The organism is Streptomyces sp. NPDC041796, from assembly GCF_055590785.1.
Genome location: NZ_JBVJAH010000012.1, coordinates 158,454 through 183,325, shown reverse-complemented (window position 1 = coordinate 183,325; position 24,872 = coordinate 158,454). Strand labels below are relative to the sequence as shown.

Genomic DNA, 24,872 nt, shown 5'->3' with positions numbered 1-24,872 from the left:
GTTAGCTCAACCCGCCCCTTCTGGGAACGTGTCCAACTCGCCCTGGAATCACTCGTATTCGGAGGGTAGTCGTCAACCCTCGTACATGTGTGGTGAATCCCGTCACCGGGATACACGCATGAGATGCGGGGACGATAGGGTTAATCTGCAGCGGCCGGGTGCCCTCGTACGGGTGGGGAGTGACATGGAACAGATAACGGTGCGCAGCAGGCCTCGGGTGCCTGCGATCACATGCGGGAGCAGCGCGACCAGCACGCGCCTCGACCGCCATCTCTCGGTACTGGGCGGTCCGGCCGTCCCGCAGCGTGAGACGGCCGAAGCGACGCTGCTCATGCGGGAGTTGACGACGCGTGATGTCGCCCACACCCGCACGAGCAAGAGCGCCCGCGTCAGGCTCTTCGCGCCGCTGCGCCGCCTGCGCCGCTCGCTCTTCGGCAACCACGCCTGACGGCACCCACCCGCCCGTACCCGCGCCGTGCAGAATCGTCCCTGGCCACGGGCCCCACGGCCCGCAGCCGGGTGACGGCCGGGGGTGGGGCCGTGCAGGGTCGTCCCCGCAGAGGTCGGCGGCCGGGAAAGGGCTTCCCGGCAAGAGACCCGAGGCCGCCGGCCTCGAGGAGACGAGCCCGGAGGGGCCACGCCCCAACCCCTCGACAGAAGCCGCCCCCACCGGGCGCCCCCGTCAAGGCAACGCCCCGGCGCAGCAACCGCCCCGGCAGAAGCACCAGCCGCCCCACCACACGGCAGCGCCCCCGTCAGAAGCACCAGCCGGCCCCACCACACGGCAACGCCCCCAGCAACCGCCCGGCAGAAGCACCAGCCGCCCCACCGGCCGGCACCGGCCAGGCAACGCCCCCGTCAAGGCATCGCCCCCGGCAGAAGCACCAGCCGCCCCACCACACGGCAGCGCCCCCGCCCAGGCTCAGGCGACCACACCCTCCCGTCGCAGCTCCGCACGCGTGCCCTCCGGGACGCCCAGCTCCCGCAGCACCGCCTCCGTGTGTTCCCCCAGTGCCGGTACGGCCCCCATCCTCGGCTCCACCCCACCGGGCAGGGTGATCGGCGGAAGCATCGCCCGCAGGGGTCCCACCGCCGTGTCCACGTCCCGCCACCGGTCCCGGGCGGCGAGCTGCGGGTGGGCCGCCACGTCGGCGACGGTGTTGAGGCGGGCGCAGGCGATGCCCGCCGCCTCCAGGCGTCCGATCGCGTCGGCCGTGGTCAGGAGCGCCAGCGCGTCCGCCAGCACCGCGTCGGTCTTCTCCCGGTGTGCCACCCGTGCCGTGTTGGTGGCGAACGCCGGGTCGTCGCCCAGCTCCGGTCGGCCCAGCACCTGCTCGGCGAGCCGCCGCCACTCCCGGTCGTTCTGCACCGACAGCAGCACCTGGCCCCCGTCGGCCGTGGGGTAGGCGTCGTACGGCGCGATGACGGCGTGCGCGACCCCCGTACGCGCTGGGGCTTCACCTCCGTGCATCCCGTGGTGCAGCGGGTGCCCCATCCACTCGGCGAGCGACTCCAGCATGGAGACCTCCACGGGCCCGCCCCGCCCCGTCGTCCCGCGCCGCAGCAGCGCCGCCAGGACGCCCGAAAAGGCGTACATCGCCGCCGCGATGTCGGCCGCCGGGATGCCCGCCTTGACCGGCTGGTCCGGCGTGCCGGTCACCGACACGAGCCCCGCCTCACACTGTACGAGCATGTCGTAGGCCCGCTTGTGCGCGTACGGGCCGCCCGCCCCGTACCCGGAGATGTCCACCGCGACGAGCCGCTCGTCCGCCGCGCACAGGGTGGCGGCGTCCAGGCCGAGCCGGGCCGCCGCGCCCTGTGCCAGGTTCTGTACGAACACGTCGGCACCGGCCACCAGCCGCCGCACCAGGGCGAGACCGCGCGGATCCTTCAAGTCCACGGCCACCGACTCCTTGCCGCGGTTGCACCAGACGAAGTGTGAGGCCAGGCCGGCCGCCGCCGTGTCGTAGCCGCGCGCGAAGTCACCGCCGTCCGGGCGCTCGATCTTGATGACGCGGGCGCCCAGGTCGGCGAGCTGGCGGGTGGCGAACGGCGCGGAGACGGCCTGCTCGACGGCGACGACGGTGATTCCCTCGAGAGGGAGCGGCTGAGTGCTCATGACTGCCGTACCTATCGTGTACGTACCACCTTTGTCACCCCTCGGGGGACGTGTACCTGCGCACCGCCAGTGGTACGCACACCGCCAGCAGCACCAGCGACCACCCCACCGCCCCGGCCACCGGGTGGGCGACCGGCCAGGCGGCACCGTCCGGAACGCCCGCGTTGCCGAACAGGTCCCGTACCGCCGCCGTCACCGCCGAGATGGGGTTCCATTCGGCGACCGTCCGCAGCCAGCCGGGCATGTTGTCGGTCGGGATGTACGCGTTGGACAGCAGCGGCAGCATGAAGGTGGCGCTGCCGAGCTGGCCCGCCGCCTCCTCGCTCCGTGAGGCGAGCCCCAGCAGGATCCCGACCCAGGTGGTCGCGAACCGGAACAGCAGCAACAGCCCGAAGGCCCCCACCGCCGGGAGCGCGCCGCCTTCGATCCGCCAGCCCATCGCCAGCCCCACCAGTACCAGCGGTACCAGTCCGGCGGCCGTCGTCACCAGGTCGGCGGCCGCCTGGCCCAGCGGCACGGCGGCCCGGCTCATCGGCAGGGTGCGGAAGCGGTCCATCACGCCCCGGTGGGAGTCCTGGGCGGCGGTGAACATCCCGGTCATGATGCCGTTGGCGGCCGTGGCGACGAGCAGCCCGGGCACCAGGTAGGCGCGGTACTCGGTGCCCGGCATGGCGAGGGCGCTGCCGAAGACGTACCCGAAGAAGAGCAGGAAGACGATGGGCATCGTCTGCGTCATGACGAGCATCGCCGGCGCGTGCCTGATCCGCTGGAGGTGACGGCCGAGGACGGCGGCCCCGTCGTGGACGACGGCGTTCATACGGCGAGCTCCTTACGGCCGGTGAGGCGGAGGAAAACCTCGTCGAGGGTGGGCGGGCGGAGGGAGGCGTCGACGATCAGGACGCCCGCGGCGTCCAGTTCGCGGACGATCCGGGGGAGCGTGAGTGTCCGGTCCGTGGTGACCGCCCCGGCGGTGCGCGCTTCGGTGTCCAGCGCCGGCCGGGAGCCGGTGAGCCGGTCGAGTACCGCGGCGGCGGCGGGCAGACCGGACGGGTCGGCGACGACGACCTCGGCGTAACTGCCGATCGTCGCCTTGAGCTGGGCGGGCGTGCCGCTGTGCGCGGCCCGCCCCTCGTCGATCAGGACGATGTCGTCGGCGAGCTGGTCGGCCTCCTCCAGGTACTGGGTGGTCAGCAGCACGGTCGTGCCCTGGGACGCCAACCCCCGTACGGCGTCCCAGATGGTGTTCCTGCTGTGCGGGTCGAGGCCGGTGGTCGGCTCGTCGAGGAAGAGCACCGCCGGCGGGACCAGCAGGCTGGCGGCCAGGTCGAGGCGGCGCCGCATGCCACCGGAGTACGTGCCGGCCGGGCGCCCGGCCGCCTCCTCCAGTCCGAACCGGTCCAGCAGTTCGTCGGCGCGGCCGCGCGGGGCGCGCAGCAGCCGGGCGAACAGGCGCAGGTTCTCCCGGCCGGTGAGGTCGCCGTCGACGGAGGCGTACTGGCCGGTGACGCCGATGCGACGGCGTACGGCGGCGGGTTCGCGCACCACGTCGTGGCCGGCGACGCGGGCGCTGCCGGCGTCGGGGGTGGTGAGTGTGGTCAGGACCCGTACCGCGGTGGTCTTGCCGGCGCCGTTCGGCCCGAGCACCCCGCAGACCGTGCCCGCGGGCACGGCGAGATCGAGCCCGCGCAAGGCCCGCACGTCCCCGTACCGCTTCTCCAGACCTTCACTAAGTACAGCGTACGTAGTTGTCATGGGCCGACCGTACCTCACTACGTACGCTGTACGTAACTAGGATGGGGGGCGAGGTGATGACCGATGGCGGGCCGAGCGGCCGAACCAGCAGTGATCTGGGCGCGCCCCGAGCGCACGGGCCGCGGCCCGAAACCGGCGTACAGCCGTGCGGACATCGCGGCGGCCGCGGTCGGGATCGCGGACGCCGACGGCATCGACGGGGTGTCCATGCGGCGGGTGGCGGCCGAACTGGGCTGCGGCACGATGTCGCTCTACAACTACGTGACGTGCAAGGCGGATCTGTACGAGCTCATGGTCGACGCGGTCAGCGGCGAGTACGAGCTGCCGGACGCGCCCAGCGGCGACTGGAAGGCCGACATGCTGGCGCTGGGCCGGCAGACCCGGGCCATCATGTACCGGCACCCGTGGCTGACCCGGGTGATGTCGACCGTGTACGGCTTCAGCCCCAACGCCCTGCGGTACCTGGAGCACTGCCTGGGCGTCCTGGCGCCCCTCGACGCGCCGGGCGGCGCCAAGATGGAACTGATCGCGATGGTCAACGGCACGGCCATGATCACCGTGGCGAACGAGCTGGCCATGGCCGAGCGCAGTCGCTCGCTGCCCTGGTCCGAGGAGCGGGAACAGGCCGTGCGTGCCGCCTACCTGGGGCGGGAGGTGGCGAGCGGGGCGTACCCGCGCCTCGCCGAGCTGCTCGCCGAGGCGCCGGTGCCGGAGGACCCGGACGAGCTCTTCGACCGCGCGCTGCGGCGGCTGCTGGACTCCTTCTCCGCCTCGGCCTAGAGCAGCGCGAGCTGCCCCTCGGGGCCTTCCTCCTCCTGGTCCAGTACGGAGGCGGGGCGGCGCGCCGTGTCGGGGGCGGGGAGCACACCGGCCGCACGGAGGTCGGTGCGGGTGAGCAGTTCGGTGCCGGACAGGTCCGGTGCCTCGGCCTCCAGCTTGGCCTGGAGCGCCAGGACGGTGATCAGTTCCAGCAGCTCGGACGTCCACTCCTGCGGCCACGCGGCGGGGCGGATCGCCTCCAGGGTGCCGGCCTCGGCCGGAGCGGTGCGGCGGGCGAACCAGAGCTCCAGCACGCGGGCCCCGCCCACCCGGTAGTCCCACGCCTCCGCCGGCACGGGCGAGATCCGGCCCTCGTCGCCGACCAGCAGGGCCTCGTCCTCCGCGTCGTACGCCAGCCCCGGCGGACGCGCCGGGAGCGCGGCGCGGACATAGGGGCGGCGCCCGCCGGGCAGCCGGGGGCGTTCACCGCCCCGGGCGCCCCGCAGCTGGACGTCCGTCATGCGCCGGCCCAGCGCCACCCCGGACGCCCAGACCTCCGGATCGGCGGGCAGCGGGACGGCGCACCCGGCAGGGGAGGGGCGGGCGGCCGCCACCGCCCAGGCCAGCAGGTCCTCGGGGGCGACCCCGGTGCCGTACCGCTCGCCGAGCAGCTCGGACAACCCGGGCGTGATGTTCGGCTCCCGCCCGCCGGGCCGCCGGTACAGCGGCCGGATGCGGCCCGGGCGGCCCGCCGGGGAGCGGCCGTCCGGCAGCGCGGCCGTCACCAGCAGCGCGGGGCCCGCTGCCCGCGGCACGTACCCCTGCTCGACGGCGAACAACTGCCGCTCGCCGTCCGCCACCCGCCACAACTCGGGGCGGGCCACGTCCAGCAGCCGGTGGTCGGGCAGCAGCCATTGCTCGTCGAACGGTCCGTGGGCGAGCCTCACCGGCTCGGGGCACGGCCCCGACTCCCGCGCGAACCGCACCGTCCCGGTCCGCTGCCCCGGCAGCGCGGCGACCGTCGTGGCCGGTGTCCGCGCCCGGGTGGGCCGGAACAGGGCCTCCCGCTCACCCTCCGCCGCCCGCACCAGCGCGTCCCAGCGGGCCCTGAGCGTACGCACGTCCGGGGCGACGACCCAGCCGCGCCCCAGCCGCAGCGGCGCCACGGACCAGGGCATCAGGTCGTCCAACAGGGGCACATCATCCGTCACGGCCCGCATGCTAGGCCCTGACCGCGGTGACCGTGCTCAGTCCGCCTCCACCGTGACCGTGAAGGAGAACCGGTCGCCCCGGTAGCGGATGCGCGCCACATCGACCACCCGGCCGGACTCGTCGTACGTCACACCCGTGTAGTGCAGGATCGGCGACAGCAGCGGGACCTGGAGCAGTTCGGCCGTCTCGGGGTCCGCGAGCCGCGCCTCCACGGTGTCGGTGATCCGGCTGATCCTCACCCCGACCGCGTCCCGCAGCACCTTGGTCATCGGCCACCGTTCCAGGTCGGCCAGGTCGATCGCGGCCGCGACCTCCGGACGGACCGCGTTCTCCGCCCAGTTCGTCGGCTCGCCGCTCTCGCCGTCGCGGCGCAGCCGCCGGTATGTGACCACCTCGGTCAGGTCGGGGAAGTGCTCGGTGAGCTCACCGGGGACCTTGTCCTCGCCGTGGCCGAGGATCGTCGTCCGCTCACCCGACTGCTGGGCCACGATCGCGTCGATCGAGCCCAGCAGCCGGCGCGGCGCGCTGCGCCGGGCGCCCGGCTCGATGAACGTGCCGCGCCGCCGGTGCCGGCTGATCAGGCCTTCCGCCTCCAGCTCCTTGAGCGCCTGGCGCATGGTCAGCACGCTGACCCCGTAGTGCGCGGCCAGTTGCTCCTCGGTGGGCAGGCGCAAGGAGGCGTCCGGCGCGCGCCCGAGTATGGACGCGCGCAGGGACTGCGAGACCTGGTACCACAGCGGGAGCTTGCGGTTCAGGACCAGCGAGTCGGGGGCGAAAGCGGTCACGGGTACTCCGTACTACGGCCGAAAGTGGCGCTCAAGACCCTGCCACACGTTGTCGTACCCGCGCTGCAGGTGGTCGGCGTTCGCGGCCTGGGCGGTGGCCGTGACCGGCCAGCGGGTCTCGAACATGAAGGCCAGACCGTCGTCGATCTTCTGCGGCTTCAGCTCCGCCGCGCTCGCCCTGTCGAACGTCTCCCGGTCGGGGCCGTGCGCCGACATCATGTTGTGCAGTGAGCCGCCGCCGGGGACGAACCCTTCGGCCTTCGCGTCGTACGCGCCCTCGATCAGGCCCATGTACTCGCTCATCACGTTGCGGTGGAAGTACGGCGGCCGGAAGGTGTCCTCGCCGACCAGCCAGCGCGGCGCGAAGACCACGAAGTCGACGCCCGCGAGGCCCGGGGTGTCGGAGGGCGAGGTGAGCACCGTGAAGATCGACGGGTCGGGGTGGTCGTAGGAGATGGTCCCGATGACGTTGAAGGTGTGCAGGTCGTAGACGTACGGGACGTGGTTGCCGTGCCAGGCGACGACGTCGAGGGGGGAGTGGTCGTACGTCGCGGTCCACAGGTTCCCGCAGAACTTGTTCACCACCTCGACCTCGCCCTCGACGTCCTCGTACGCGGCGACCGGCGCCCGGAAGTCCCGGGGGTTGGCCAGGCCGTTGGCGCCGATCGGGCCGAGGTCGGGGAGCTGGAAGGGCTGCCCGTAGTTCTCGCACACGTACCCGCGCGCGGTCTCGTCCAGCAGCTCGACGCGGAAGCGCACGCCACGCGGGATCAGCGCCACGTCGCCGGGGCGGGCGGCGAGGACGCCCAGCTCCGTGCGGAGCAGCAGGCCGCCGCGCTCGGGGACGATCAGCAGCTCGCCGTCGGCGTCGCTGAAGACGCGGTCCATGGGCGCGTTGGCGTGGTAGAGGTGCACGGCCATGCCGGTGCGCTGGGTGACGTCGCCGTTCCCGCCGAGGGTCCACAGGCCGGCCAGCCAGTCGGTGCCGGGCGCGGGGTCCGGGAGGGGGTTCCAGCGCAGCCGGTTGGGGTCGGGGACGGACTCGGTGAAGGGCGCGGTGCGCAGGGCGCCGTTGCCGGTGCGGACGAAGGACGGGTGCGCGGCCGACGGGCGGATCCGGTAGAGCCAGGAACGCCGGTTGTGGGCGCGCGGCTCGGTGAACGCGCTGCCGCTCAGCTGCTCGGCGTACAGACCCAGCGGCGCGCGCTGGGGGGAGTTCCGGCCGAGCGGCAGGGCGCCGGGTACGGCCTCGGAGCTGTGCTCGTTGCCGAATCCGGAGGAGTACTCCAGCGCCTCGGCGATCTTCAGCGCCTGTTCCCGCCGCTGTTCGGTGCCGTCGTTCGTCATCGCCCGCTCCTGCCCGCTCGACCTGTCCTGTCCAGCAATCCTATGTAAGACCGTAGGATTCCGCGCGGCCCGCGTCAACGGGGTGGGTCTTGGACGATTCCCGGAGGGCACGGGTTCCGGTGGGCGTCGCGCGGCATCATGGATCCGTGCCCCCGCCACCTCCGCTCCGCCGTACGCCGGTGCAGCAGCGCAGTGCCGAGCGCCTGGCCCGGATCCTCGACGCCTGCGCGCAGCTCCTGGAGGAAGCCGGCTACGAGGAGCTGAGCACCCGTGACGTCGCCGTGCGCGCCGGGGTCCCGATCGGGTCGGTCTACCGGTTCTTCTCCAACAAGCGCGCCCTGGCCGCCGCCCTCGCCCATCGCAACCTCGACCGTTACGCCGAGCGCGTGACCGCGCGCCTCGCCGCCGGGGGGCCGGCGCCGGTCGTCGACGTCGTACTGGACGAGTACCTCGCCATGAAGCGCACCGTGCCCGGATTCGCCCTCGTCGACTTCGGTGTGCCGGGGGCGGCCGGGGACCCGGGGGAGGAGCCGGGCGACGACGCCGGCCGGCTCGTCAACCACCTCGTCGCCGACCGGATCTGCGGTGTGCTCGCCGCCCACCTCGGCCGCCCCGCCGACGACGCCCTGCGCCGCAAGGTGCTCGTGGCCGTCGAGGCCACCGACGCGCTGCTCCAGCTCGCCTTCCGCGCCGGTCCGCCGGGGGACCCCGACCTGATCGCCGAGACGCGCGCACTGCTCCGGGCCTATCTCGCACCCGTCCTCCCGGACTGAGCCGCGCCGGGCCATCGCCACCATGCCTACCGGTCGGTATGCTCGCCGGTGTCTGCGCGTCATCGTCAACGCCGCCGCCCGGGAGGCCCTCCATGCCCACCGCCCTGCGCATCTGCCCGCTCTGCGAAGCCACCTGCGGGCTCACCCTCACCATCGACGGCACGCGCGTCACCGGCGCGCGCGGCGACCGGGACGACGTCTTCAGCCAGGGGTTCATATGCCCCAAGGGCGCGTCGTTCGGTGAGCTCGACGCCGATCCCGACAGGCTCCGGGCCCCGCTCGTACGAGGCGAGGACGGCACCCTCCGCGAGGCCTCCTGGGAGGAGGCGTTCGACCTGGTGGCGCGCCGCCTGCCGCCGCTCGTCGAGCAGCACGGCGCCGACGCCGTCGGGGTCGTCCTCGGCAACCCGAACGTCCACACCATGGCCGGGGCGCTCTACCCGCCGGTCCTCCTGGGCGCCCTGCGCACCCGCAGCCTGTTCACCGCCTCCACCCTCGACCAGATGCCCAAGCACGTCTCCAGCGGGCTGATGTTCGGCGACGCCTTCGCCATCCCCGTCCCGGACCTGGACCGCACCGCCCACCTGCTGGTGATCGGCGCCAACCCGCTGGAGTCCAACGGCAGCCTGTGCACCGCCCCCGACTTCCCCGGCAGGCTCAAGGCCCTGCGCAAGCGCGGCGGCACCCTCACCGTCGTCGACCCGCGCCGCACCCGCACCGCGCGCCTCGCCGACCGGCACGTCGCCATCCGCCCCGGCACCGACGCGCTCCTGCTCGCCGCCCTGGTCCAGGTGCTCTACGAGGAGGGCCTCACCGACCTCGGCGCGCTCACCGCCCACGTCCAAGGGGTCGAGGACGTCGCGGACGCCGTACGCGAGTTCACGCCCGAGGCGGTGGCCGACGCGTGCGACGTGGACGCCGGCACCATCAGGGCGCTCGCCCGCGAGCTGGCGGCGGCGCCGTCGGCGGCCGTGTACGGGCGGATCGGCGGCAGCACCGTCGCGTACGGCACCCTCACCAACTGGCTCGTCGACGTCCTCAACGCCCTCACCGGCAACCTCGACCGGCCCGGCGGCGCCCTGTTCCCGCTCTCCGCCACCGCTCCCGCGCCCCGCCCGGCCGGGCCCGGCAAGGGCTTCGCGCTGGGCCGCTGGGCGAGCCGGGTGTCCGGGCACCCCGAGGCGAAGGGCGAACTGCCCATGGCCGCCCTGGCGGAAGAGATCGAGACCCCTGGCGAGGGCCGGATCCGCGCGCTCATCGCCATCGCCGCCAATCCGGTCCTCTCCGCCCCCGACGGCGACCGCCTCGACCGCGCCCTCGGCGACCTGGACTTCATGGTGAGCGTCGACCCGTACCTCAACGAGACCTCGCGCCACGCCGATGTGGTCCTGCCCCCGCCGCCGCCCGCCCAGAGCCCCCACTTCGACTTCGCCTTCAACGGCTTCGCGGTCCGCAACCAGGCCCGTTACACGCCCGCGCCCGTGCCCCTGGAGCCGGGCCGCATGGACGAGTGCGAGATCCACGCCCGGCTGATCCTCGCGGTCACGGGCATGCACGGCGCAGAGCCCCGGGCCGTCGACGACATGGTCATCGCCCGCACCCTCGCCAAGGCCGTCACCGAACCGCACTCACCCGTCCACGGCCAGGACCCCGAGGAGTACGCGGCCGGCCTCACCGGCCGTACCGGCGCCGAGCGGCGCCTCGACCTGATGCTGCGCCTCGGCCCGTACGACCTCACCCTCGACCGGCTCCGCGAGAACCCGCACGGCGTCGACCTCGGCCCGCTGGAGCCCCGTCTTCCCCAGGTGCTCAAGACCCACAGCGGACGCGTCGAGCTCCTGCCGGACCCCATCGCCGCCGACCTGCCCCGGCTGCGCGCCGCGCTCACCGCCGCCGCTCTCACCGCCGGGAGCGACGCCCTCGTCCTCGTCGGCCGCCGTCACCTCCGCTCCAACAACAGTTGGCTCCACAACGTCCCCAGCCTCAACGGCGGCACCAACACCTGCACCCTCCAGGTCCACCCCGACGACGCGGCCCGCCTCGGTCTCGCCGACGGCGCCCCCGCCCGCGTCAAGGCCGAGGGGGGCGAGCTCCAGGTCCCGGTGGAAGTCACCGACACCGTGCGCAGGGGAGTGGTGAGCCTCCCGCACGGCTGGGGGCACGACCGGCCCGGGACCCGCATGACGGTCGCCTCGGCCCGCCCGGGTGTGAACGTCAACCAGCTCCTCGACGGGACCCGGCTCGACCCCCTGTCCGGCACCGCCGTGCTCAACGGCTTCCCCGTCCACGTGGCACCGGCGCAGCTGGCGTCACCGCGATGACCTGGGCTTTTGCTCGTATTGCTCACGCGTCAACATCTTGTTAACGGCTGAACGAGGCACCTAACGTCAACCGGACCGCCGCCCCCGGTGGAGTTCAAGGGTGAACGTTAGGTGTCCTCCATGCTGACAGTCCTCGGCTTCGCCATGATCGCGACCTTCCTGGTCCTGATCATGATGAAGAAGATGTCGCCGATCGCGGCGCTCGTCCTCATCCCCGCCCTCTTCTGCGTCCTCGTCGGCCAGGGCGCACAGCTCGGCGACTACGTCATCGAAGGCGTCGGCAATCTGGCGCCGACCGCCGCGATGCTGATGTTCGCCATCGTCTACTTCGGCGTGATGATCGACGTCGGCCTCTTCGACCCGATCGTCCGGGGCATCCTGCGCTTCTGCAAGGCCGACCCGATGCGGGTCGTGGTCGGCACGGCGCTGCTCGCCGCGATCGTCTCCCTCGACGGCGACGGCTCGACCACCTTCATGATCACGGTCTCGGCGATGTACCCGCTCTACAAGCGCCTGAAGATGAGCCTCGTCGTGATGACGGGTGTCGCCGCCACCGCCAACGGCGTGATGAACACCCTCCCCTGGGGCGGCCCCACCGCCCGCGCGGCCACCGCCCTGAAGCTGGACGCCGGCGACATCTTCGTACCGATGATCCCGGCCCTCGGGGTCGGTCTGCTGTTCGTCTTCGCCCTCGCGTACGTGCTGGGACGGCGTGAGCGCAAGCGCCTCGGTCACCTGACCCTGGACGAGGTCCTGGAGCCGCGGTCCGAGACCGTCCTGGTGGCGGCGGGCGGTGGCGGTGGCGAGGACCGGCCCAGGGCAACGGGTGCTGCCGACGCCGCTCCGGGCGCCGACCAGGGCTTCCAGGGGCTCGACCCGAACCGTCCCACCCTCCGCCCCCGGCTGTACTGGTTCAACGCGGCCCTCACCGTGGCGCTGCTCGCCGCCATGATCATGGAACTGCTGCCCATCCCGGTGCTGTTCCTGATCGGCGCGGCCCTCGCCCTCACGGTCAACTTCCCTCACATGCCCGACCAGAAGGCCCGCATCGCCGCCCACGCGGACAACGTCCTGAACGTCGCGGGCATGGTGTTCGCCGCCGCCGTCTTCACCGGCGTCCTCACCGGCACCGGCATGGTCAAGCACATGGCCGACTGGCTCGTCGGCGCCGTCCCCGACGCCATGGGACCCCACATGGCGCTCGTCACCGGCCTGCTGAGCCTGCCGCTCACCTACTTCATGTCGAACGACGGCTTCTACTTCGGCGTCCTGCCCGTCCTCGCCGAGGCCGGTGCCGCGCACGGCGTCTCGCCGCTGGAGATCGCCCGCGCCTCCCTGGTCGGCCAGGCCCTGCACATGTCCAGCCCGCTCGTGCCCGCGGTGTACGTCCTGGTCGGCATGGCCAAGGTCGAGTTCGGCGACCACACCCGGTTCACCGTGAAGTGGGCGGCGCTCACCTCACTGGTGGTGCTCGGAGCCGGAATACTCTTCGGCATCGTCTGATGGAACGCCGGTACTGGCTGCTGCGCCTCGTCATCGCCTTCGGCTTCGCGCAGGGGGCGGTGTCGATGGCGCGGCCGGCCGTTTCGTACCGCGCCCTCTCGCTGGGCGCGGACGAGCGCGCGATCGGTGTCATCGCGGGCGTGTACGCGCTGCTGCCGCTGTTCGCCGCCGTACCGCTGGGGCGCAGGACCGACCGGGGGCGGTGCGCGCCCCTGCTGCCCGTCGGCGTCCTGCTGATCGCGGGCGGGTGCGCGCTGAGCGGGGCGGCGGGCTCCCTGGGGTGGATGGCGGCGTGGAGCGGGGTCATGGGGTTCGGCCACCTCTGCTTCGTGATCGGCGCCCAGTCCCTCGTGGCCCGCCAGTCCGCCCCGGCCGAACAGGACCGCAACTTCGGCCACTTCACCATCGGCGCCTCGCTCGGGCAGCTCGTCGGGCCGGTCGGGGCGGGGCTCCTCATCGGCGGGGACACGGGTCGCACCAGCGCCCTCGCCCTGATCGCCTCGGCCGCCGTCGCCGCCGTGGCCCTCACCTCCCTCTGGCGCGTCGAGCACCGCGACGCGGACCGTGGGCACACGCGCGTGGCAGGGGACAAGGTGCCCGTCCGCCGTATCCTCCGCACGCGCGGAGTGCCCGCCGGTATCTTCATCAGCCTCGCCGTGCTCTCCGCGACCGACATCCTGACCGCGTACCTGCCGGTGATCGGCGAGCACCGCTCCATCGACCCCGCCACCATCGGCCTGCTGCTGAGCCTGCGCGCCGCCGCCACCATCGCCTGCCGGCTGGTCATGACCCCGATGATCCGGGTGCTCGGCCGTACGGCGCTGCTGACCGTGACGTGCCTGCTCGCCGGAGTGCTGTGCGCGGGCATCGCGCTGCCCGTCCCGGTGTGGGCGCTCGCCGTGATGCTGGCCGTGTTCGGCTTCTGCCTCGGGGCCGGCCAGCCGCTGTCGATGACGACCGTGGTCCAGGCGGCCCCGCGGGAGGCCCGCTCCACGGCCCTCGCCCTGCGCCTGACGGGCAACCGGCTCGGTCAGGTCGCGGTACCCGCGTCCGCCGGGCTGCTCGCCGGACTCGCCGGTACGGCCGCCCCGTTCGCGATGCTGGGTGCCCTGCTGCTCGTGGCGGCGGGCACGGGGGCGCGGCCGGGGCGGGGGCCGGGAGCGGTTCCCGCGGGGACGGTGGGCCGTGAGGCACGTCAGCGGGCGTGACCGGCGGGGGCGCGCCGCCGCCGGGATCCGGCCGAATCCGTGTGGCGGCCGGTCCGGGCGGCGGCGGACTGCCAGAGTGTTCGGCGCTCGACACCCCCACGCGGAAAGGGCCCGCCCGCCATGCCGATCCTGACCACCATCCGCTCCCGTCCGGCCGTCACCACGGCGACCGTCCTGCTCGCCGCCGGTACCCCCGCCGCGTACGCGACCTTCGGGGACACGGCGGCGCCCGCGGCCGGGACCACGACCGCCCGGGGCGCGGCGTACCTGGAGACCCGGCTGTTCTTCGGTACCGAGCGGCCCGACGGGGGCCCGGACGTGACGGACGCGCAGTTCATGGCGTTCGTGGACCGGGAGGTCACACCCGCCTTCCCGGAGGGGCTGACGGTGCAGGACGGCCGGGGGCAGTGGCGGGACGCGAGCGGCAGGATCGAGCGGGAGCGTTCGTACGAACTGATCCTCCTGTACCCGGCGTCGGAGGCGAAGGCCCGCGACCCGCGGATCGAGCGGATCCGCGGCGCCTATGAGCGCGCATTCGGCCAGGAGTCGGTGGCCCGCCTCGACGAACGGACCACGGCGGACCTCTGATGTGATGTGCTCGGCCCCGCAGCCCCTGGCGCCAGAAAACTACCACCGCTAGTTTGGGCTCGGACGACCACGGAGACACAGACCCGAAGGCCCGGAGGAGAAGCGGATGAAGGCCCACGACGGGATGTACATCGACGGCGCCTGGCGGCCCGCCGCCGGCACCGACACCATCGCGGTGGTGAACCCGGCGGACGAGCAGGTCATCGCCCATGTCCCGGCCGGCACGGCCGAGGACGTCGACGCGGCGGTCCGGGCCGCCCGCGCGGCCTTCCCGGCGTGGGCCGCCACCCCGCCCGCCGAGCGGGCCACCCGGCTCGCCGCCCTGCGCGACGCGCTCGCCGCCCGCCAGGAGGAGATCGCCGAGACGGTGACGGCGGAGCTCGGCGCGCCGCGGCAGCTCGCCCAGCAGGTGCACACCGGACTGCCCGTCCTGGTCACCGGCACGTACGCGGACATGGCCGCGTCGTACCCGTTCGAGGAGAAGGTGGGCAACTCCACGGTCCTGCTCGAACCGGTCGGCGTGGTGGCCGCGATCACCCCCTGGAACTACCCGCTGCACCAGGTCGTCGCCAAGGTGGCGCCCGCCCTGGCCGCCGGCTGCACCGTCGTTCTCAAGCCCGCCGAGGACACCCCCCTGACCGCCCAGCTCTTCGCGGAGGCCGTGGACGCGGCCGGGCTGCCCGCCGGTGTCTTCAACCTGGTCACGGGCCTCGGCCCGGTCGCGGGACAGGCGCTGGCCGAGCACGAGGGGGTGGACCTGGTCTCCTTCACCGGCTCCACCGCCGTCGGCAAGCGGATCGGCGCGCTCGCGGGCGGGGCGGTCAAGCGCGTCGCCCTGGAGCTCGGCGGCAAGTCCGCCAACGTCATCCTGCCCTCCGCCGACCTGGCCAAGGCGGTCGAGGTGGGCCTCGCCAACGCGCTGTCCAACTCCGGCCAGCGGTGCAGCGCCCTGACCCGGGTGCTGGTGCACAAGGACCAGTACGACGAGGCCGTGGCGATCGCCGCCGAGGCCGTCGCCAAGTACACCCCGGGCGACCGGATCGGCCCCATGGTCAACGCCAAGCAGCTCGAGCGCGTGCGCGGGTACATCGACAAGGGCGTCGAGGAGGGTGCCCGCATCGTCACGGGCGGCACCAAGGCCCCCCTCGACCGGGGCTACTACGTCAGCCCCACGATCTTCGCCGACGTCACTCCCGGGATGACCATCGCCCAGGAGGAGATCTTCGGCCCGGTCGTCGCCTTCCTGAAGTACGAGGACGAGGAAGAGGCCCTGCGCATCGCCAATGGCACGGTGTACGGCCTCGCCGGCGCGGTGTGGGCCGGCGACGAGGCGGAGGCTCTCGCCTTCGCGCGCCGTATGGAGGCGGGGCAGATCGACATCAACGGCGGCAGGTTCAACCCGCTCGCCCCGTTCGGCGGTTACAAGGAGTCGGGCGTCGGCCGTGAGCTGGGCGAGCACGGTCTCGCCGAGTACCTCCAGACCAAGTCCCTCCAGTTCTGAGCCGGTCGACGAAACGGGAGAGAGAGAAACGATCGTGGTCCGCGCCGCCGTCCTGCCCGCCATAGGTGCTCCTCTGGAGATCACCGGCATCGAGCTCCCGCCGCCCGGCCCCGGCCAGGTGAGGGTCCGGCTCGCCGCCGCCGGTGTCTGCCACTCCGACCTGTCCCTGTCCAACGGCACCATGCGGGTGCCCGTCCCCGCCGTCCTCGGCCACGAGGGCGCGGGAACCGTGCTCGCCGTCGGCGAGGGCGTCAGCCATGTCGCGCCCGGCGACGGCGTGGTCCTCAACTGGGCCCCTTCCTGCGGCTCCTGCCACCCCTGCACGCTCGGCGAGGTGTGGCTGTGCGCCGAGGCCCTCACCGGTGCGGGCAGCGTCCACGCCGTCACCGAGGACGGCACGGAACTCCACCCGGGCCTGAACGTCGCCGCGTTCGCCGAGGAGACCGTCGTCGCCGCCAACTGCGTACTGCCCGTGCCCGACGGCGTACCGCTCACCGACGCCGCCCTGCTGGGCTGCGCCGTCCTCACCGGGTACGGGGCGATCCACCACTCCGCCCAGGTGCGCGAGGGCGAGTCGGTCGTCGTGTTCGGCGTCGGCGGGGTGGGCCTCGCCACCCTCCAGGGCGCCCGGATCGCGGGCGCGGGGACGATCATCGCCGTCGACGTGTCGCCCGAGAAGGAGGCGCTCGCCCGGCAGGCCGGCGCCACCGAGTACCTCGTCGCCTCCGACACCACCGCCAAGGAGGTCCGCAAGCTCACCGGTGGCCACGGCGCCGACGTGGCCGTCGAGTGCGTCGGCCGCGCCGCCACCATCCGTACCGCCTGGGACTCCACCCGGCGCGGCGGCCGTACCACGGTCGTCGGCATCGGCGGCAAGGACCAGCAGGTGACGTTCAACGCCCTGGAGATCTTCCACTGGGGCCGCACCCTCTCCGGCTGTGTGTACGGCAACTCCGACCCCGCCAGGGACCTGCCCGTCCTCGCCGCCCACATCCGGGCCGGCCGGCTCGACCTGGGCGCGCTGGTCACCGAACGGATCGCGCTGGAGGGCATCCCGGCTGCGTTCGACAACATGATCGCGGGCAAGGGCGGGCGGGCCCTGGTCGTCTTCTAGCCCTCCCCGCACCACCCGAGAGCACCCTGGCCGCACCGCGCGGCCGGGGTGCTCGTGCTGTCCGGGAGGGGGTTCCGGCCACTGGCCGAACTGTGACCGTACAAGCCGTTGACCGCCATACCAGCCGGTCGGTACGGTCCCCGACAACTCAAGGCGCGCCCCCGTCCCGTCCCCCGCACCCCCGGAGTGTGCTCCGCATGGACACGGCACCCCCTCCCGCTTCGCCCGCCTCCGCCCCCAGCAGCCAGAACCGGCGCAGGGTGGCCACCGCTGCCGCGCTGGCCTCCGCCGTCGAGTGGTACGACTACTTCGTCTTCGGCATCGCCGCCGCCCTCGTACTCGGCGACCTCTACTTCCCGTCCGGCAGTACCTCCGCCGGAGTCCTCGCCGCCTTCGCGACCTTCGCCGTCGGCTTCCTCGCCCGCCCCATCGGCGGCGTCATCGCCGGTCATCTCGGCGACAAGCGCGGCCGCAAGCCCATGCTCGTCATGGCGCTCACCCTGATGGGGCTCGCCACCACCGGAATCGGGCTCCTCCCCACGTACGAGACGATCGGCATCGCCGCACCCCTGCTGCTCGTCCTGTTCCGCGTCCTGCAGGGCATCGCCGTCGGCGCCCAGTGGGGCGGCGCGATGCTCATGGCCACCGAGTACGCCCCGGAGGGCAAGCGGGGGCTGTACGGCAGCCTCGTCCAGCTCGGCGTCCCCATCGGTGTGGTGACCGCCAACACCGTGTTCCTCATCGCCGGGGCGTTCACCAGCGACGCGGCGTTCGCCGCCTGGGGATGGCGGGTGCCGTTCTTCGTGGGCTTCCTGGTCCTCGCCCTCGCCTGGTACATCCACGCGCGCGTGGAGGAGACGCCGGCGTTCAAGGAAGCCGAACGCGCCCTGGCGGAGCAGGAGAAGAGCGCCGCCCGCTCACCGCTGCGGACCATCCTGCGCAGCCACCTGGGCACGGTCTTCCTCGCCGGAGGGTCGTTCGCCGTCAACACCGCGACCTTCTACATCATCATCACCGGCGTCCTGGACTACGCGACCCGGGAACTCGACATGAAGCGCGACGCCGTCCTCACCGTCTCACTCTGCGTCAGCCTCACCCAACTGGTGCTGATACCGGCCGCCGCGGCCCTGTCGGACCGCATCGGACGGCTGCGCATCTACGCCCTCGGCGCGGTCGGCCTGCTGGTGTGGGCGGTCCCGATGTTCCTGCTCATCGACACCGCGTCGCTGCTGTGGCTGGCCGTCGGCACGTTCGTCACGAGCTGCTTCCTCAGCATCATGTACGGGCCGCAGGCGGCGCTGTTCGCCGAGCTGTTCACGGCGGAGATGCGGTACACCGGGGCCTCGCTCGGCTACCAGATCGCCGCGGTGTTCGGCGGCGGCCTGGCGCCGTTCGTGATGGTGCTCCTGCTGGAGGCCACCGGCACCTCGATGGCCGTCTCGGCCTACATCATGGGCCTCGCCGTCATCGCACTGATCTCCATCAAGATCCTCGCCTCGCGGGCCGCGTCCCGCTGACCCACGCTCCTGTCAGGCCCGGCGCGCCACCGCGCCGGGCAGGGACCACCAGGGCGGGCGCCGCGTACGACGCGGCGCCCGCCCGACGCGTTCGCCCCGACGCGTTCGCCCCGACGCGTTCGCCCCGTCGGTACGCCCGGTCCGGAGGCCCCGTGGTCCGGCGGCGGGTCGTCCTCGGGAGTGCCGCGCCTACCGTTCGGTGGTGGCCGGGGCCTCCTTGGGGCCGGCGCCCGTGCCCTCGTACTGGACGGCCAGCCCGTCCAGCAGGGCCCGCAGGCCCGTGGTGAAGGCACCCTCGTCGACCTGCTGCTGGTGCTCGGCGAGCAGGTGGGCCTGGCCCAGGTGGGGGTAGTCGGCGGGGTCGTACGCCGTCTCGTCGTCGACGAAGCCGCGGGCGAAGGAGCCGAGCGCCGAGCCGGTGATGAAGTACCGCATCAGGGCGCCGATGTGGGTCGCCTGGGCCGGGGGCCAGCCCGCGCGGACCATGGCGCCGAACACGGCGTCGGCGACGCGGAGGCCGGCCGGGCGGCGGCCGGGGCCGCGGGCGAGGACCGGAACGATGTTGGGGTGGTCGGTGAGGGCCGCGCGGTAGGAGACGGCCCAGTCGTGCAGGGCCGTGCGCCAGTCCCGGGCGTCGTCCTCGTCGAACATCGACAGGTCGACCTTCGCGCTCACCGCGTCCGCGACCGCCTCCAGGATCTCGTCCTTCGTGCGGAAGTGGTTGTAGAGCGACGGCCCGCTCACGCCCAGTTCGGCGGCGAGGCGCCGGGTCGAGACGGCGTCCAGTCCCTCCGCGTCCACGAGCGCACCGGCCGTCGCGACGATGCGGTCTCGGCTGAGGAGGGGCTTGCGCGGTCGGGCCATGCGGCACATAGTAGGCCCGACCAAGGAAACTAGCAGTGATAGTTAAAGTGGAGTGTCCGCGCATGAACCTGGAGCTGAGCGAGGAGCAGACGGACGTCCGGCGGCTCGCCGAGGACTTCGTCCAGCGCGAGATCGCCCCGCACGCCGTCGCCTGGGACCGCGCCGAGAACGTCGACAAGTCGATCGTCAAGAAGCTCGGCGCGCTCGGCTTCCTCGGTCTCACCATTCCCGAGGAGTACGGCGGCAGCGGCGGTGACCACCTCGCGTACTGTCTGGTCACCGAGGAACTGGGGCGCGGCGACTCGTCCGTGCGCGGCATCGTGTCCGTCTCGCTGGGCCTGGTCGCCAAGACCATCGCCGCCTGGGCCGACGAGGAGCAGAAGCGGCACTGGCTGCCCCGGCTGACCGCCGGTGACGCGATCGGCTGCTTCGGTCTCACGGAACCCGGCACCGGCTCCGACGCCGGCAACCTCACCACGCGGGCCGCGCGGGACGGCGGCGACTACGTCATCAACGGCACCAAGATGTTCATCACCAACGGCACCTGGGCCGACGTGGTGCTCCTCTTCGCACGGACCGGCGACCGCCCCGGCCACCGGGGCATATCCGCCTTCCTCGTTCCCACCGACACCCCCGGCCTCACCCGCCGCACCATTCACGGCAAGCTCGGTCTGCGCGGCCAGGCCACCGCCGAACTGGTCCTCGAGGACGTCCGGGTGCCCGCCTCCGCCCTGATGGGCCCGGAGGGCAAGGGCTTCTCCATCGCCATGTCCGCGCTGGCCAAAGGCCGGATGTCGGTCGCCGCCGGGTGCGTCGGCATAGCCCAGGCCGCACTCGACGCGGCCGTGCGGTACGCGGGGGAGCGCGAGCAGTTCGGCAAGCCGATCGCCTCGTACCAGCTCGTCCAGGAACTGATCAGCGACATCTCCGTCGACGTGGACGCGGCGCGGCTGCTGACCTGGCGGGTCGCCGATCTCGTCGACCGGGGCGAGGACTTCGCCACGGCCGCGTCCAAGGCCAAGCTGTTCGCCTCCGAGGCCGCCGTCCGCTCCGCCAACAACGCCCTCCAGGTCTTCGGCGGTTACGGCTACATCGACGAGTACCCGGTCGGCAAACTGCTGCGGGACGCCCGGGTGATGACCCTCTACGAGGGCACCAGCCAGATCCAGAAGCTCATCATCGGCCGCGCCCTGACCGGGGTCTCCGCCTTCTGAGTACGTTCGTGAGTACGACGGCGGATGTGTGCCGCGTCACGCCGCCCGCATTCTGTCCCCCATGAGTGACACACCGGTCAAGCAGCAGAACACGGCCGCCTACTACGGCCAGGCCGTCGCCTCCTTCGCGATCGCCCTCGGCGCGGTCGCCCTCGGCATCTTCAACCTGGAGACCGACGCCTGGGTACGCGCCTTCCTGGGCATCGCCGTGCTCTACCTCACCACCTCCGCCTTCACCCTCGCCAAGGTCGTCCGCGACCGGCAGGAGGCCGGGCAGATCGTCAGCCGCGTCGACCAGGCCCGGCTGGAGAAGCTGCTCGCCGAGCACGACCCGTTCCAGAAGCTCTAAGCGCTTGCTCACTGTCGGGGTATGGTGTTCGTCCTGTGACCACCGGAAGGGGCGAATGATGAGCACGGCGGAGGAAGCGGCCGGCGGCGAGGACACGCCATGGGACGAGGTGACCCCTGACGCGGCCAGGCGGCTGCTCGTCGCCGCCGTCGAGGCCTTCGCCGAGCGCGGCTACCACGCGACCACCACCCGCGACATCGCGGGCCGGGCGGGGATGAGCCCGGCCGCGCTCTACATCCACTACAAGACGAAGGAAGAGCTGCTCCACCGGATCAGCCGCATCGGCCATGTGAAGGCGCTGGAGATCCTCCAGGCCGCCGCCGACGGCCCCGGAACCGCCGCCGAGCGGCTCGCCGACGCCGTACGCTCCTTCGTCCGCTGGCACGCCGGGCGGCGCACCACCGCACGTGTGGTCCAGTACGAACTGGACTCGCTCGGTGACGAGCACCGCGAAGAGATCTTCGAGCTGCGCCGCAAGAGCGACGCCGCCGTGCGCCGCATCATCAACGAGGGCGTGACGGCGGGCGAGTTCGACGTCCCGGACGTCTCCGGCACCACCCTCGCCGTGCTCTCGCTCTGCATCGACGTGGCCCGCTGGTTCAACACGGACGGACGCCGGACGCCCGACGAGGTCGGCGCGCTCTACGCCGACCTCGTGCTGCGCATGGTGGGCGCCGGGGGTCCCGGGGCCCAGAAGTAGGAGCGGGGCTCCCGGAGCAGGGCTCCCGGCGCGGGGCTCCCAGAGCGGGAGCGGACTCAGAAGTAGTAGCGGGAGACCGACTCGGCGACGCACACCGGCTTGTCGCCGCCCTCCCGCTCCACCGTCACCACGGCCGTCACCTGCACACCGCCGCCCGCGTCCTCGACGTCCTTCAGCACGGCCGTCGCGCGCAGCCGCGACCCGACCGGCACGGGGGCCGGGAAACGAACCTTGTTGGCCCCGTAGTTGACGCCCATCTTCATGCCCTCGACCCGCATGATCTGCGGCACGAAGAGGGGGAGCAGCGACAGGGTGAGGTACCCGTGCGCGATGGTCGTCCCGAACGGCCCCGCCGCGGCCCGCTCCGGGTCGACGTGGATCCACTGGTGGTCGCCCGTGGCCTCGGCGAACAGGTCGATCCGCTTCTGGTCGACCTCCAGCCACTCGCTTCGCCCCAGCTGCTCGCCGACCGCGCCGCGCAGCTCGTCGGCGGACGTGAAGATCCTCGGCTCTGCCATGTCCCGGCTCCCTGACTCTCGATGTCTAAGCGCTTGCTCAGCATGCTGGGGTGGGCCCGCTCCTGTCAACGGACCACCGGGAGGCGACCAGTAGGGTTCGAGGGGTGCCGCAGATTCCAGAGAAGATCCATGAGCTCACCGTCGGCCAGCTCTCCGCGCGCAGCGGAGCGGCCGTCTCGGCCCTGCACTTCTACGAGTCCAAGGGCCTGATCAGCAGTCGCCGCACCAGCGGGAACCAGCGCCGCTACAGCAGGGACGCGCTGCGCCGCGTCGCGTTCGTGCGTGCCGCCCAGCGCGTGGGCATCCCGCTCGCCACGATCAGGGAGGCCCTGGCGGAGCTCCCCGAGGAGCGCACGCCCAACCGGGAGGACTGGGCGCGGCTGTCCGAGAGGTGGCGCTCGGTGCTCGACGAGCGGATCAAGCAACTCGGCCGGTTGCGCGACCACCTCACCGACTGCATCGGGTGCGGCTGCCTGTCGCTGGAGACGTGCGTGCTGTCCAACCCGGACGACGTCTTCGGCGAGCGCATGGCCGGCTCGCGCCTCCTGCCCGAGCGGTGCTGGCCGTCGTCGCGGGAGACGCCGTCGTAGCGGGTGCCGTCGCGTCGGGGGCGTCAGGCTCCCGGGGGCAGGCCGGGCTCGGCCAACCCGGGGCGGCCGAACAGCAGGTCGTAGCCGGGTGGCAGTTGGAGGAGGATACGGCGCATCAGGTTCTCGTCGGCCGTGTCGGCCACGACGCTGAGGACGGCGCCGATGTCCCACTTGGCCGTCTCCTCCGTGGCGCCCTCGATCCACGCGGCCGTGGCCCGTACGAACCTCTCGGGCCCGAGGGGTTCGGCGGCCGGGAGCGGGTTGAGCAGCACCAGGGCGCACGTCTCCGGCAGACCGGCTGCCAGCTCGGCCCGCTCGTTGCCGACGAGGTGTGCGCCCAGCAGGGCCAGGACGACGCGGGCGGCCCGGTCGGCCTCCCGCCGGGAGGGGTATTCACCGCGTTCCTGCACCGCGGCCAGGAACGCGTCCCACTGCATGCGCATCTTTCTCCCTCGGCCTTGATCGATGGGCACGGGCGGGGCCGGGAGGAACCCGTCCCCGCCCATCATGCGGCGCGGCGGGCCGGATCAGCCGCTGATCTGCCTGCGGTCGCTGCCGCCGCTGATCTCGATCTTGCGCGGCTTGGCCTGCTCGGCGACCGGGATCCGCAGGGTCAGGACGCCGACGTCGTAGGACGCCTCGATGCGGTCGGTGTCCAGCGTCTCGCCCAGGAACAGCTGGCGGCTGAAGGTGCCGGACGGCCGCTCGGCGATCACCATCTCGGCCTCGCCGTCCGGAGCCGTACGGCGCTCGGCCTTGACGGTGAGGACGTTGCGTTCGACGTCCAGGTCGATGCTCTCGGGGCTCACGCCCGGGAGGTCGAGCCGGACGACGAACGTGTCCCCTTCGCGGTAGGCGTCCATCGGCATGGCCGCCGGGTGGGCGGTGGTGCCCAGCAGGCGCTCGGTGAGCCGGTCCAGCTCACGGAAGGGGTCGGTCCGCATCAGCATCATCGGTCCCTCCTCTGCGTACTCACGGATGCTGCTGACCGTCTGCCTTATTTCTTATAACTCCACCGGCCAAAGTTGACAAGCCCGGACTCAAGAAAACTCACTCGAACTCGGTGCCGCCCTTACGGGTCAGGTAGGCCGGGCTCACGGCCTTGGCGATCGCCCGCCCGCCCGTCACCGGGCTGTACCGCTCGGTGGCCGGCCGGACGACCACCCCCTCGCGCAGGTGCAGCTCGCGCCCCGAGACCGTCTCCCGGCCGGTGGCCAGCTCCAGCACCTTCGCGATGTCGTACGGCCCCGCGTACAGCCGGGGGACCAGCGGCAGCTCACCCTCCAGCAGCTCGGCCGGGTCCAGCCAGCGGACCTGGCCGTCGATCTCGGCCGACACGTCGAAGACCGCGTAACCCAGCTCCTCGCTCCGGCCGTTGGCGCCGTACGTCAGGTCCTGGACTCCCGCCCCGTACACCTCGCCGAACACGCCGACCCGGGTCGCGCCCAGCTTCGCGGCGAGCCGTGCGGTGACCGCCGGCACGTCGTACGCACGGATCGCCCGCCAGTACACATTGCGCGGATCCTCCTTCAGGGCCAGGCGTTTGGCGCCGAAGCCCTTGGAGGAGACCAGCGCCCGGTCGTCCTCGGCGACGTACGTCATCAGGCAGGCCGTGCCGTGCAGCTTCTCGGTCAGGACCACCGGCTCGCCCGGTGTGAAGATGTCCGGGTACCGCTGGACGTTCTCGATGTCGACCCAGGGCAGCAGGTCCGGCGCCGACTCCACGTCACCGTCCATCGTCGTCGGCACCGGCGGCACCCACTTGGTGATGCCCAGGACGTCCGCGAAGTCGGTTCCCTCGGCCGCCGCCCGCGCCAGATCCACGTCCGCCAGCGCGCGGGGCCGGCACACCAGTCCCTGCGACAGCTCGCCGCGCAGCCGGACCGCCTTCACCCGGTTCGACGCCTTCCCGGACAGCCGCCCGGTCAGCCCCAGCTCCTCGACGAGCTCGGCCGGCAGCACCGCCTGCTCGGGTATGTACACGGCGGCGTCACCGGTGCGGTAGGCACCCTTGGCGACGACCGCGCGGTACAGCCCTACCTGGGCCAACTCGAGGGCGTCGGCGTTCGGATGCTCGTGGACGGTCAGCAGCTCGGCGGTGACACGCAGCGTGGACATGGGTGGGCTCCTCCTGGTGC

General features: G+C 72.7%; 25 protein-coding genes. 14 read left to right on the top strand and 11 right to left on the bottom strand.

The genetic code is table 11. The features are described from left to right. Positions 1-184 precede the first annotated feature (184 nt). Positions 185-448, top strand: coding sequence for a hypothetical protein (locus ACZ6C1_RS25025; RefSeq protein WP_351825453.1), 264 nt, complete (start codon positions 185-187; stop codon positions 446-448). A 474-nt stretch (positions 449-922) separates the two neighbouring features. On the opposite strand, the gene ACZ6C1_RS25020 is transcribed toward ACZ6C1_RS25025, so the two are convergent. From ACZ6C1_RS25020 to ACZ6C1_RS25010, 3 genes are read right to left on the bottom strand one after another with little or no spacing between them, the layout of a single operon-like run. After that, on the bottom strand, positions 923-2,119 hold the full coding sequence (locus ACZ6C1_RS25020) for a CaiB/BaiF CoA transferase family protein (protein ID WP_469243357.1): 1,197 nt from the start codon (positions 2,117-2,119) through the stop codon (positions 923-925). 34 nt (positions 2,120-2,153) lie between these two features. Further along, complete coding sequence (locus tag ACZ6C1_RS25015; protein ID WP_469243356.1) at positions 2,154-2,936, bottom strand: ABC transporter permease; 783 nt, start codon at positions 2,934-2,936, stop codon at positions 2,154-2,156. After that, positions 2,933-3,871 (bottom strand): ATP-binding cassette domain-containing protein, encoded by a 939-nt coding sequence (locus ACZ6C1_RS25010; RefSeq protein WP_469243355.1) that lies wholly within the window; start codon positions 3,869-3,871, stop codon positions 2,933-2,935. The genes ACZ6C1_RS25015 and ACZ6C1_RS25010 overlap by 4 nt, the downstream gene beginning before the upstream one ends. Positions 3,872-3,934: 63 nt before the next feature. Here ACZ6C1_RS25010 and ACZ6C1_RS25005 point away from each other — a divergent pair, with 63 nt between their 5' ends. Beyond that, positions 3,935-4,651: a TetR/AcrR family transcriptional regulator C-terminal domain-containing protein gene (locus tag ACZ6C1_RS25005; protein WP_469243354.1), complete on the top strand. Its 717-nt coding sequence runs from the start codon at positions 3,935-3,937 to the stop codon at positions 4,649-4,651. Here the strand turns inward: ACZ6C1_RS25005 and ACZ6C1_RS25000 are convergent. Genes ACZ6C1_RS25000 through hmgA form a run of 3 tightly spaced genes read right to left on the bottom strand, consistent with a single transcriptional unit; the run spans position 4,648 to position 7,974 of the window. Continuing rightward, a complete protein-coding gene (locus tag ACZ6C1_RS25000) occupies positions 4,648-5,850 on the bottom strand; it encodes a type ISP restriction/modification enzyme (RefSeq protein WP_469243353.1) in 1,203 nt (400 codons plus the stop codon). The genes ACZ6C1_RS25005 and ACZ6C1_RS25000 overlap by 4 nt on opposite strands. Positions 5,851-5,877: 27 nt before the next feature. Further along, positions 5,878-6,627 carry a GntR family transcriptional regulator gene (locus ACZ6C1_RS24995; RefSeq protein ID WP_469243352.1) on the bottom strand — a complete coding sequence of 250 codons (750 nt, stop codon included), beginning with the start codon at positions 6,625-6,627 and terminating at the stop codon, positions 5,878-5,880. A 12-nt stretch (positions 6,628-6,639) separates the two neighbouring features. Beyond that, complete coding sequence (gene hmgA, locus ACZ6C1_RS24990; protein WP_469243351.1) at positions 6,640-7,974, bottom strand: homogentisate 1,2-dioxygenase; 1,335 nt, start codon at positions 7,972-7,974, stop codon at positions 6,640-6,642. A 146-nt stretch (positions 7,975-8,120) separates the two neighbouring features. Here hmgA and ACZ6C1_RS24985 point away from each other — a divergent pair, with 146 nt between their 5' ends. The 8 genes from ACZ6C1_RS24985 (at position 8,121) to ACZ6C1_RS24950 (ending at position 18,499) form a co-directional block, all read left to right on the top strand. Beyond that, entirely contained in the window at positions 8,121-8,747 is a 627-nt protein-coding gene (locus ACZ6C1_RS24985; RefSeq protein WP_469243350.1) for a TetR/AcrR family transcriptional regulator, read from the top strand. 92 nt (positions 8,748-8,839) lie between these two features. Continuing rightward, positions 8,840-11,068 (top strand): molybdopterin oxidoreductase family protein, encoded by a 2,229-nt coding sequence (locus ACZ6C1_RS24980; RefSeq protein WP_469243349.1) that lies wholly within the window; start codon positions 8,840-8,842, stop codon positions 11,066-11,068. 120 nt (positions 11,069-11,188) lie between these two features. Next, positions 11,189-12,571 (top strand): CitMHS family transporter, encoded by a 1,383-nt coding sequence (locus ACZ6C1_RS24975; RefSeq protein WP_469243348.1) that lies wholly within the window; start codon positions 11,189-11,191, stop codon positions 12,569-12,571. After that, positions 12,571-13,779, top strand: a complete 1,209-nt coding sequence (locus ACZ6C1_RS24970; protein ID WP_469243347.1) for an MFS transporter — start codon at positions 12,571-12,573, stop codon at positions 13,777-13,779. Before ACZ6C1_RS24975 ends, ACZ6C1_RS24970 begins: the two co-directional genes overlap by 1 nt. Positions 13,780-13,899: 120 nt before the next feature. Further along, positions 13,900-14,367, top strand: coding sequence for a DUF3574 domain-containing protein (locus ACZ6C1_RS24965; RefSeq protein ID WP_469243346.1), 468 nt, complete (start codon positions 13,900-13,902; stop codon positions 14,365-14,367). A 106-nt stretch (positions 14,368-14,473) separates the two neighbouring features. Further along, positions 14,474-15,868: an aldehyde dehydrogenase family protein gene (locus ACZ6C1_RS24960; protein WP_469243345.1), complete on the top strand. Its 1,395-nt coding sequence runs from the start codon at positions 14,474-14,476 to the stop codon at positions 15,866-15,868. A 34-nt stretch (positions 15,869-15,902) separates the two neighbouring features. Then, positions 15,903-16,982, top strand: coding sequence for a zinc-binding dehydrogenase (locus ACZ6C1_RS24955; protein WP_469243344.1), 1,080 nt, complete (start codon positions 15,903-15,905; stop codon positions 16,980-16,982). 197 nt (positions 16,983-17,179) lie between these two features. Then, the gene (locus ACZ6C1_RS24950; RefSeq protein ID WP_469243343.1) at positions 17,180-18,499 is read left to right on the top strand and encodes an MFS transporter; all 1,320 of its coding nucleotides are present in this window, start codon (positions 17,180-17,182) and stop codon (positions 18,497-18,499) included. Positions 18,500-18,688: 189 nt separating this feature from the next. On the opposite strand, the gene ACZ6C1_RS24945 is transcribed toward ACZ6C1_RS24950, so the two are convergent. Beyond that, complete coding sequence (locus tag ACZ6C1_RS24945; protein ID WP_469243342.1) at positions 18,689-19,363, bottom strand: TetR/AcrR family transcriptional regulator; 675 nt, start codon at positions 19,361-19,363, stop codon at positions 18,689-18,691. 62 nt (positions 19,364-19,425) lie between these two features. Here ACZ6C1_RS24945 and ACZ6C1_RS24940 point away from each other — a divergent pair, with 62 nt between their 5' ends. From ACZ6C1_RS24940 to ACZ6C1_RS24930, 3 genes are all read left to right on the top strand, one after another. Continuing rightward, on the top strand, positions 19,426-20,577 hold the full coding sequence (locus ACZ6C1_RS24940; RefSeq protein ID WP_469243341.1) for an acyl-CoA dehydrogenase family protein: 1,152 nt from the start codon (positions 19,426-19,428) through the stop codon (positions 20,575-20,577). A 61-nt stretch (positions 20,578-20,638) separates the two neighbouring features. Next, the gene (locus ACZ6C1_RS24935) at positions 20,639-20,926 is read left to right on the top strand and encodes a YiaA/YiaB family inner membrane protein (RefSeq protein ID WP_031075520.1); all 288 of its coding nucleotides are present in this window, start codon (positions 20,639-20,641) and stop codon (positions 20,924-20,926) included. Between the two features lie 58 nt (positions 20,927-20,984). Further along, positions 20,985-21,626 carry a TetR/AcrR family transcriptional regulator gene (locus ACZ6C1_RS24930; RefSeq protein ID WP_469243340.1) on the top strand — a complete coding sequence of 214 codons (642 nt, stop codon included), beginning with the start codon at positions 20,985-20,987 and terminating at the stop codon, positions 21,624-21,626. Between the two features lie 56 nt (positions 21,627-21,682). Here the strand turns inward: ACZ6C1_RS24930 and ACZ6C1_RS24925 are convergent, their stop codons facing one another. Then, entirely contained in the window at positions 21,683-22,144 is a 462-nt protein-coding gene (locus tag ACZ6C1_RS24925) for a MaoC family dehydratase (RefSeq protein WP_469243339.1), read from the bottom strand. 104 nt (positions 22,145-22,248) lie between these two features. Here ACZ6C1_RS24925 and soxR point away from each other — a divergent pair, with 104 nt between their 5' ends. After that, the gene (gene soxR, locus ACZ6C1_RS24920; RefSeq protein WP_469243338.1) at positions 22,249-22,734 is read left to right on the top strand and encodes a redox-sensitive transcriptional activator SoxR; all 486 of its coding nucleotides are present in this window, start codon (positions 22,249-22,251) and stop codon (positions 22,732-22,734) included. 23 nt (positions 22,735-22,757) lie between these two features. Here soxR and ACZ6C1_RS24915 read toward each other — a convergent pair whose 3' ends face one another. From ACZ6C1_RS24915 to ACZ6C1_RS24905, 3 genes are all read right to left on the bottom strand, one after another. Next, positions 22,758-23,177 carry a DUF2267 domain-containing protein gene (locus tag ACZ6C1_RS24915; RefSeq protein ID WP_469243337.1) on the bottom strand — a complete coding sequence of 140 codons (420 nt, stop codon included), beginning with the start codon at positions 23,175-23,177 and terminating at the stop codon, positions 22,758-22,760. Positions 23,178-23,261: 84 nt separating this feature from the next. Next, positions 23,262-23,687, bottom strand: a complete 426-nt coding sequence (locus ACZ6C1_RS24910; protein WP_469243336.1) for an Hsp20/alpha crystallin family protein — start codon at positions 23,685-23,687, stop codon at positions 23,262-23,264. 97 nt (positions 23,688-23,784) lie between these two features. Next, positions 23,785-24,852 carry an RNA ligase (ATP) gene (locus ACZ6C1_RS24905; RefSeq protein ID WP_469243335.1) on the bottom strand — a complete coding sequence of 356 codons (1,068 nt, stop codon included), beginning with the start codon at positions 24,850-24,852 and terminating at the stop codon, positions 23,785-23,787. Positions 24,853-24,872: the final 20 nt, after the last annotated feature.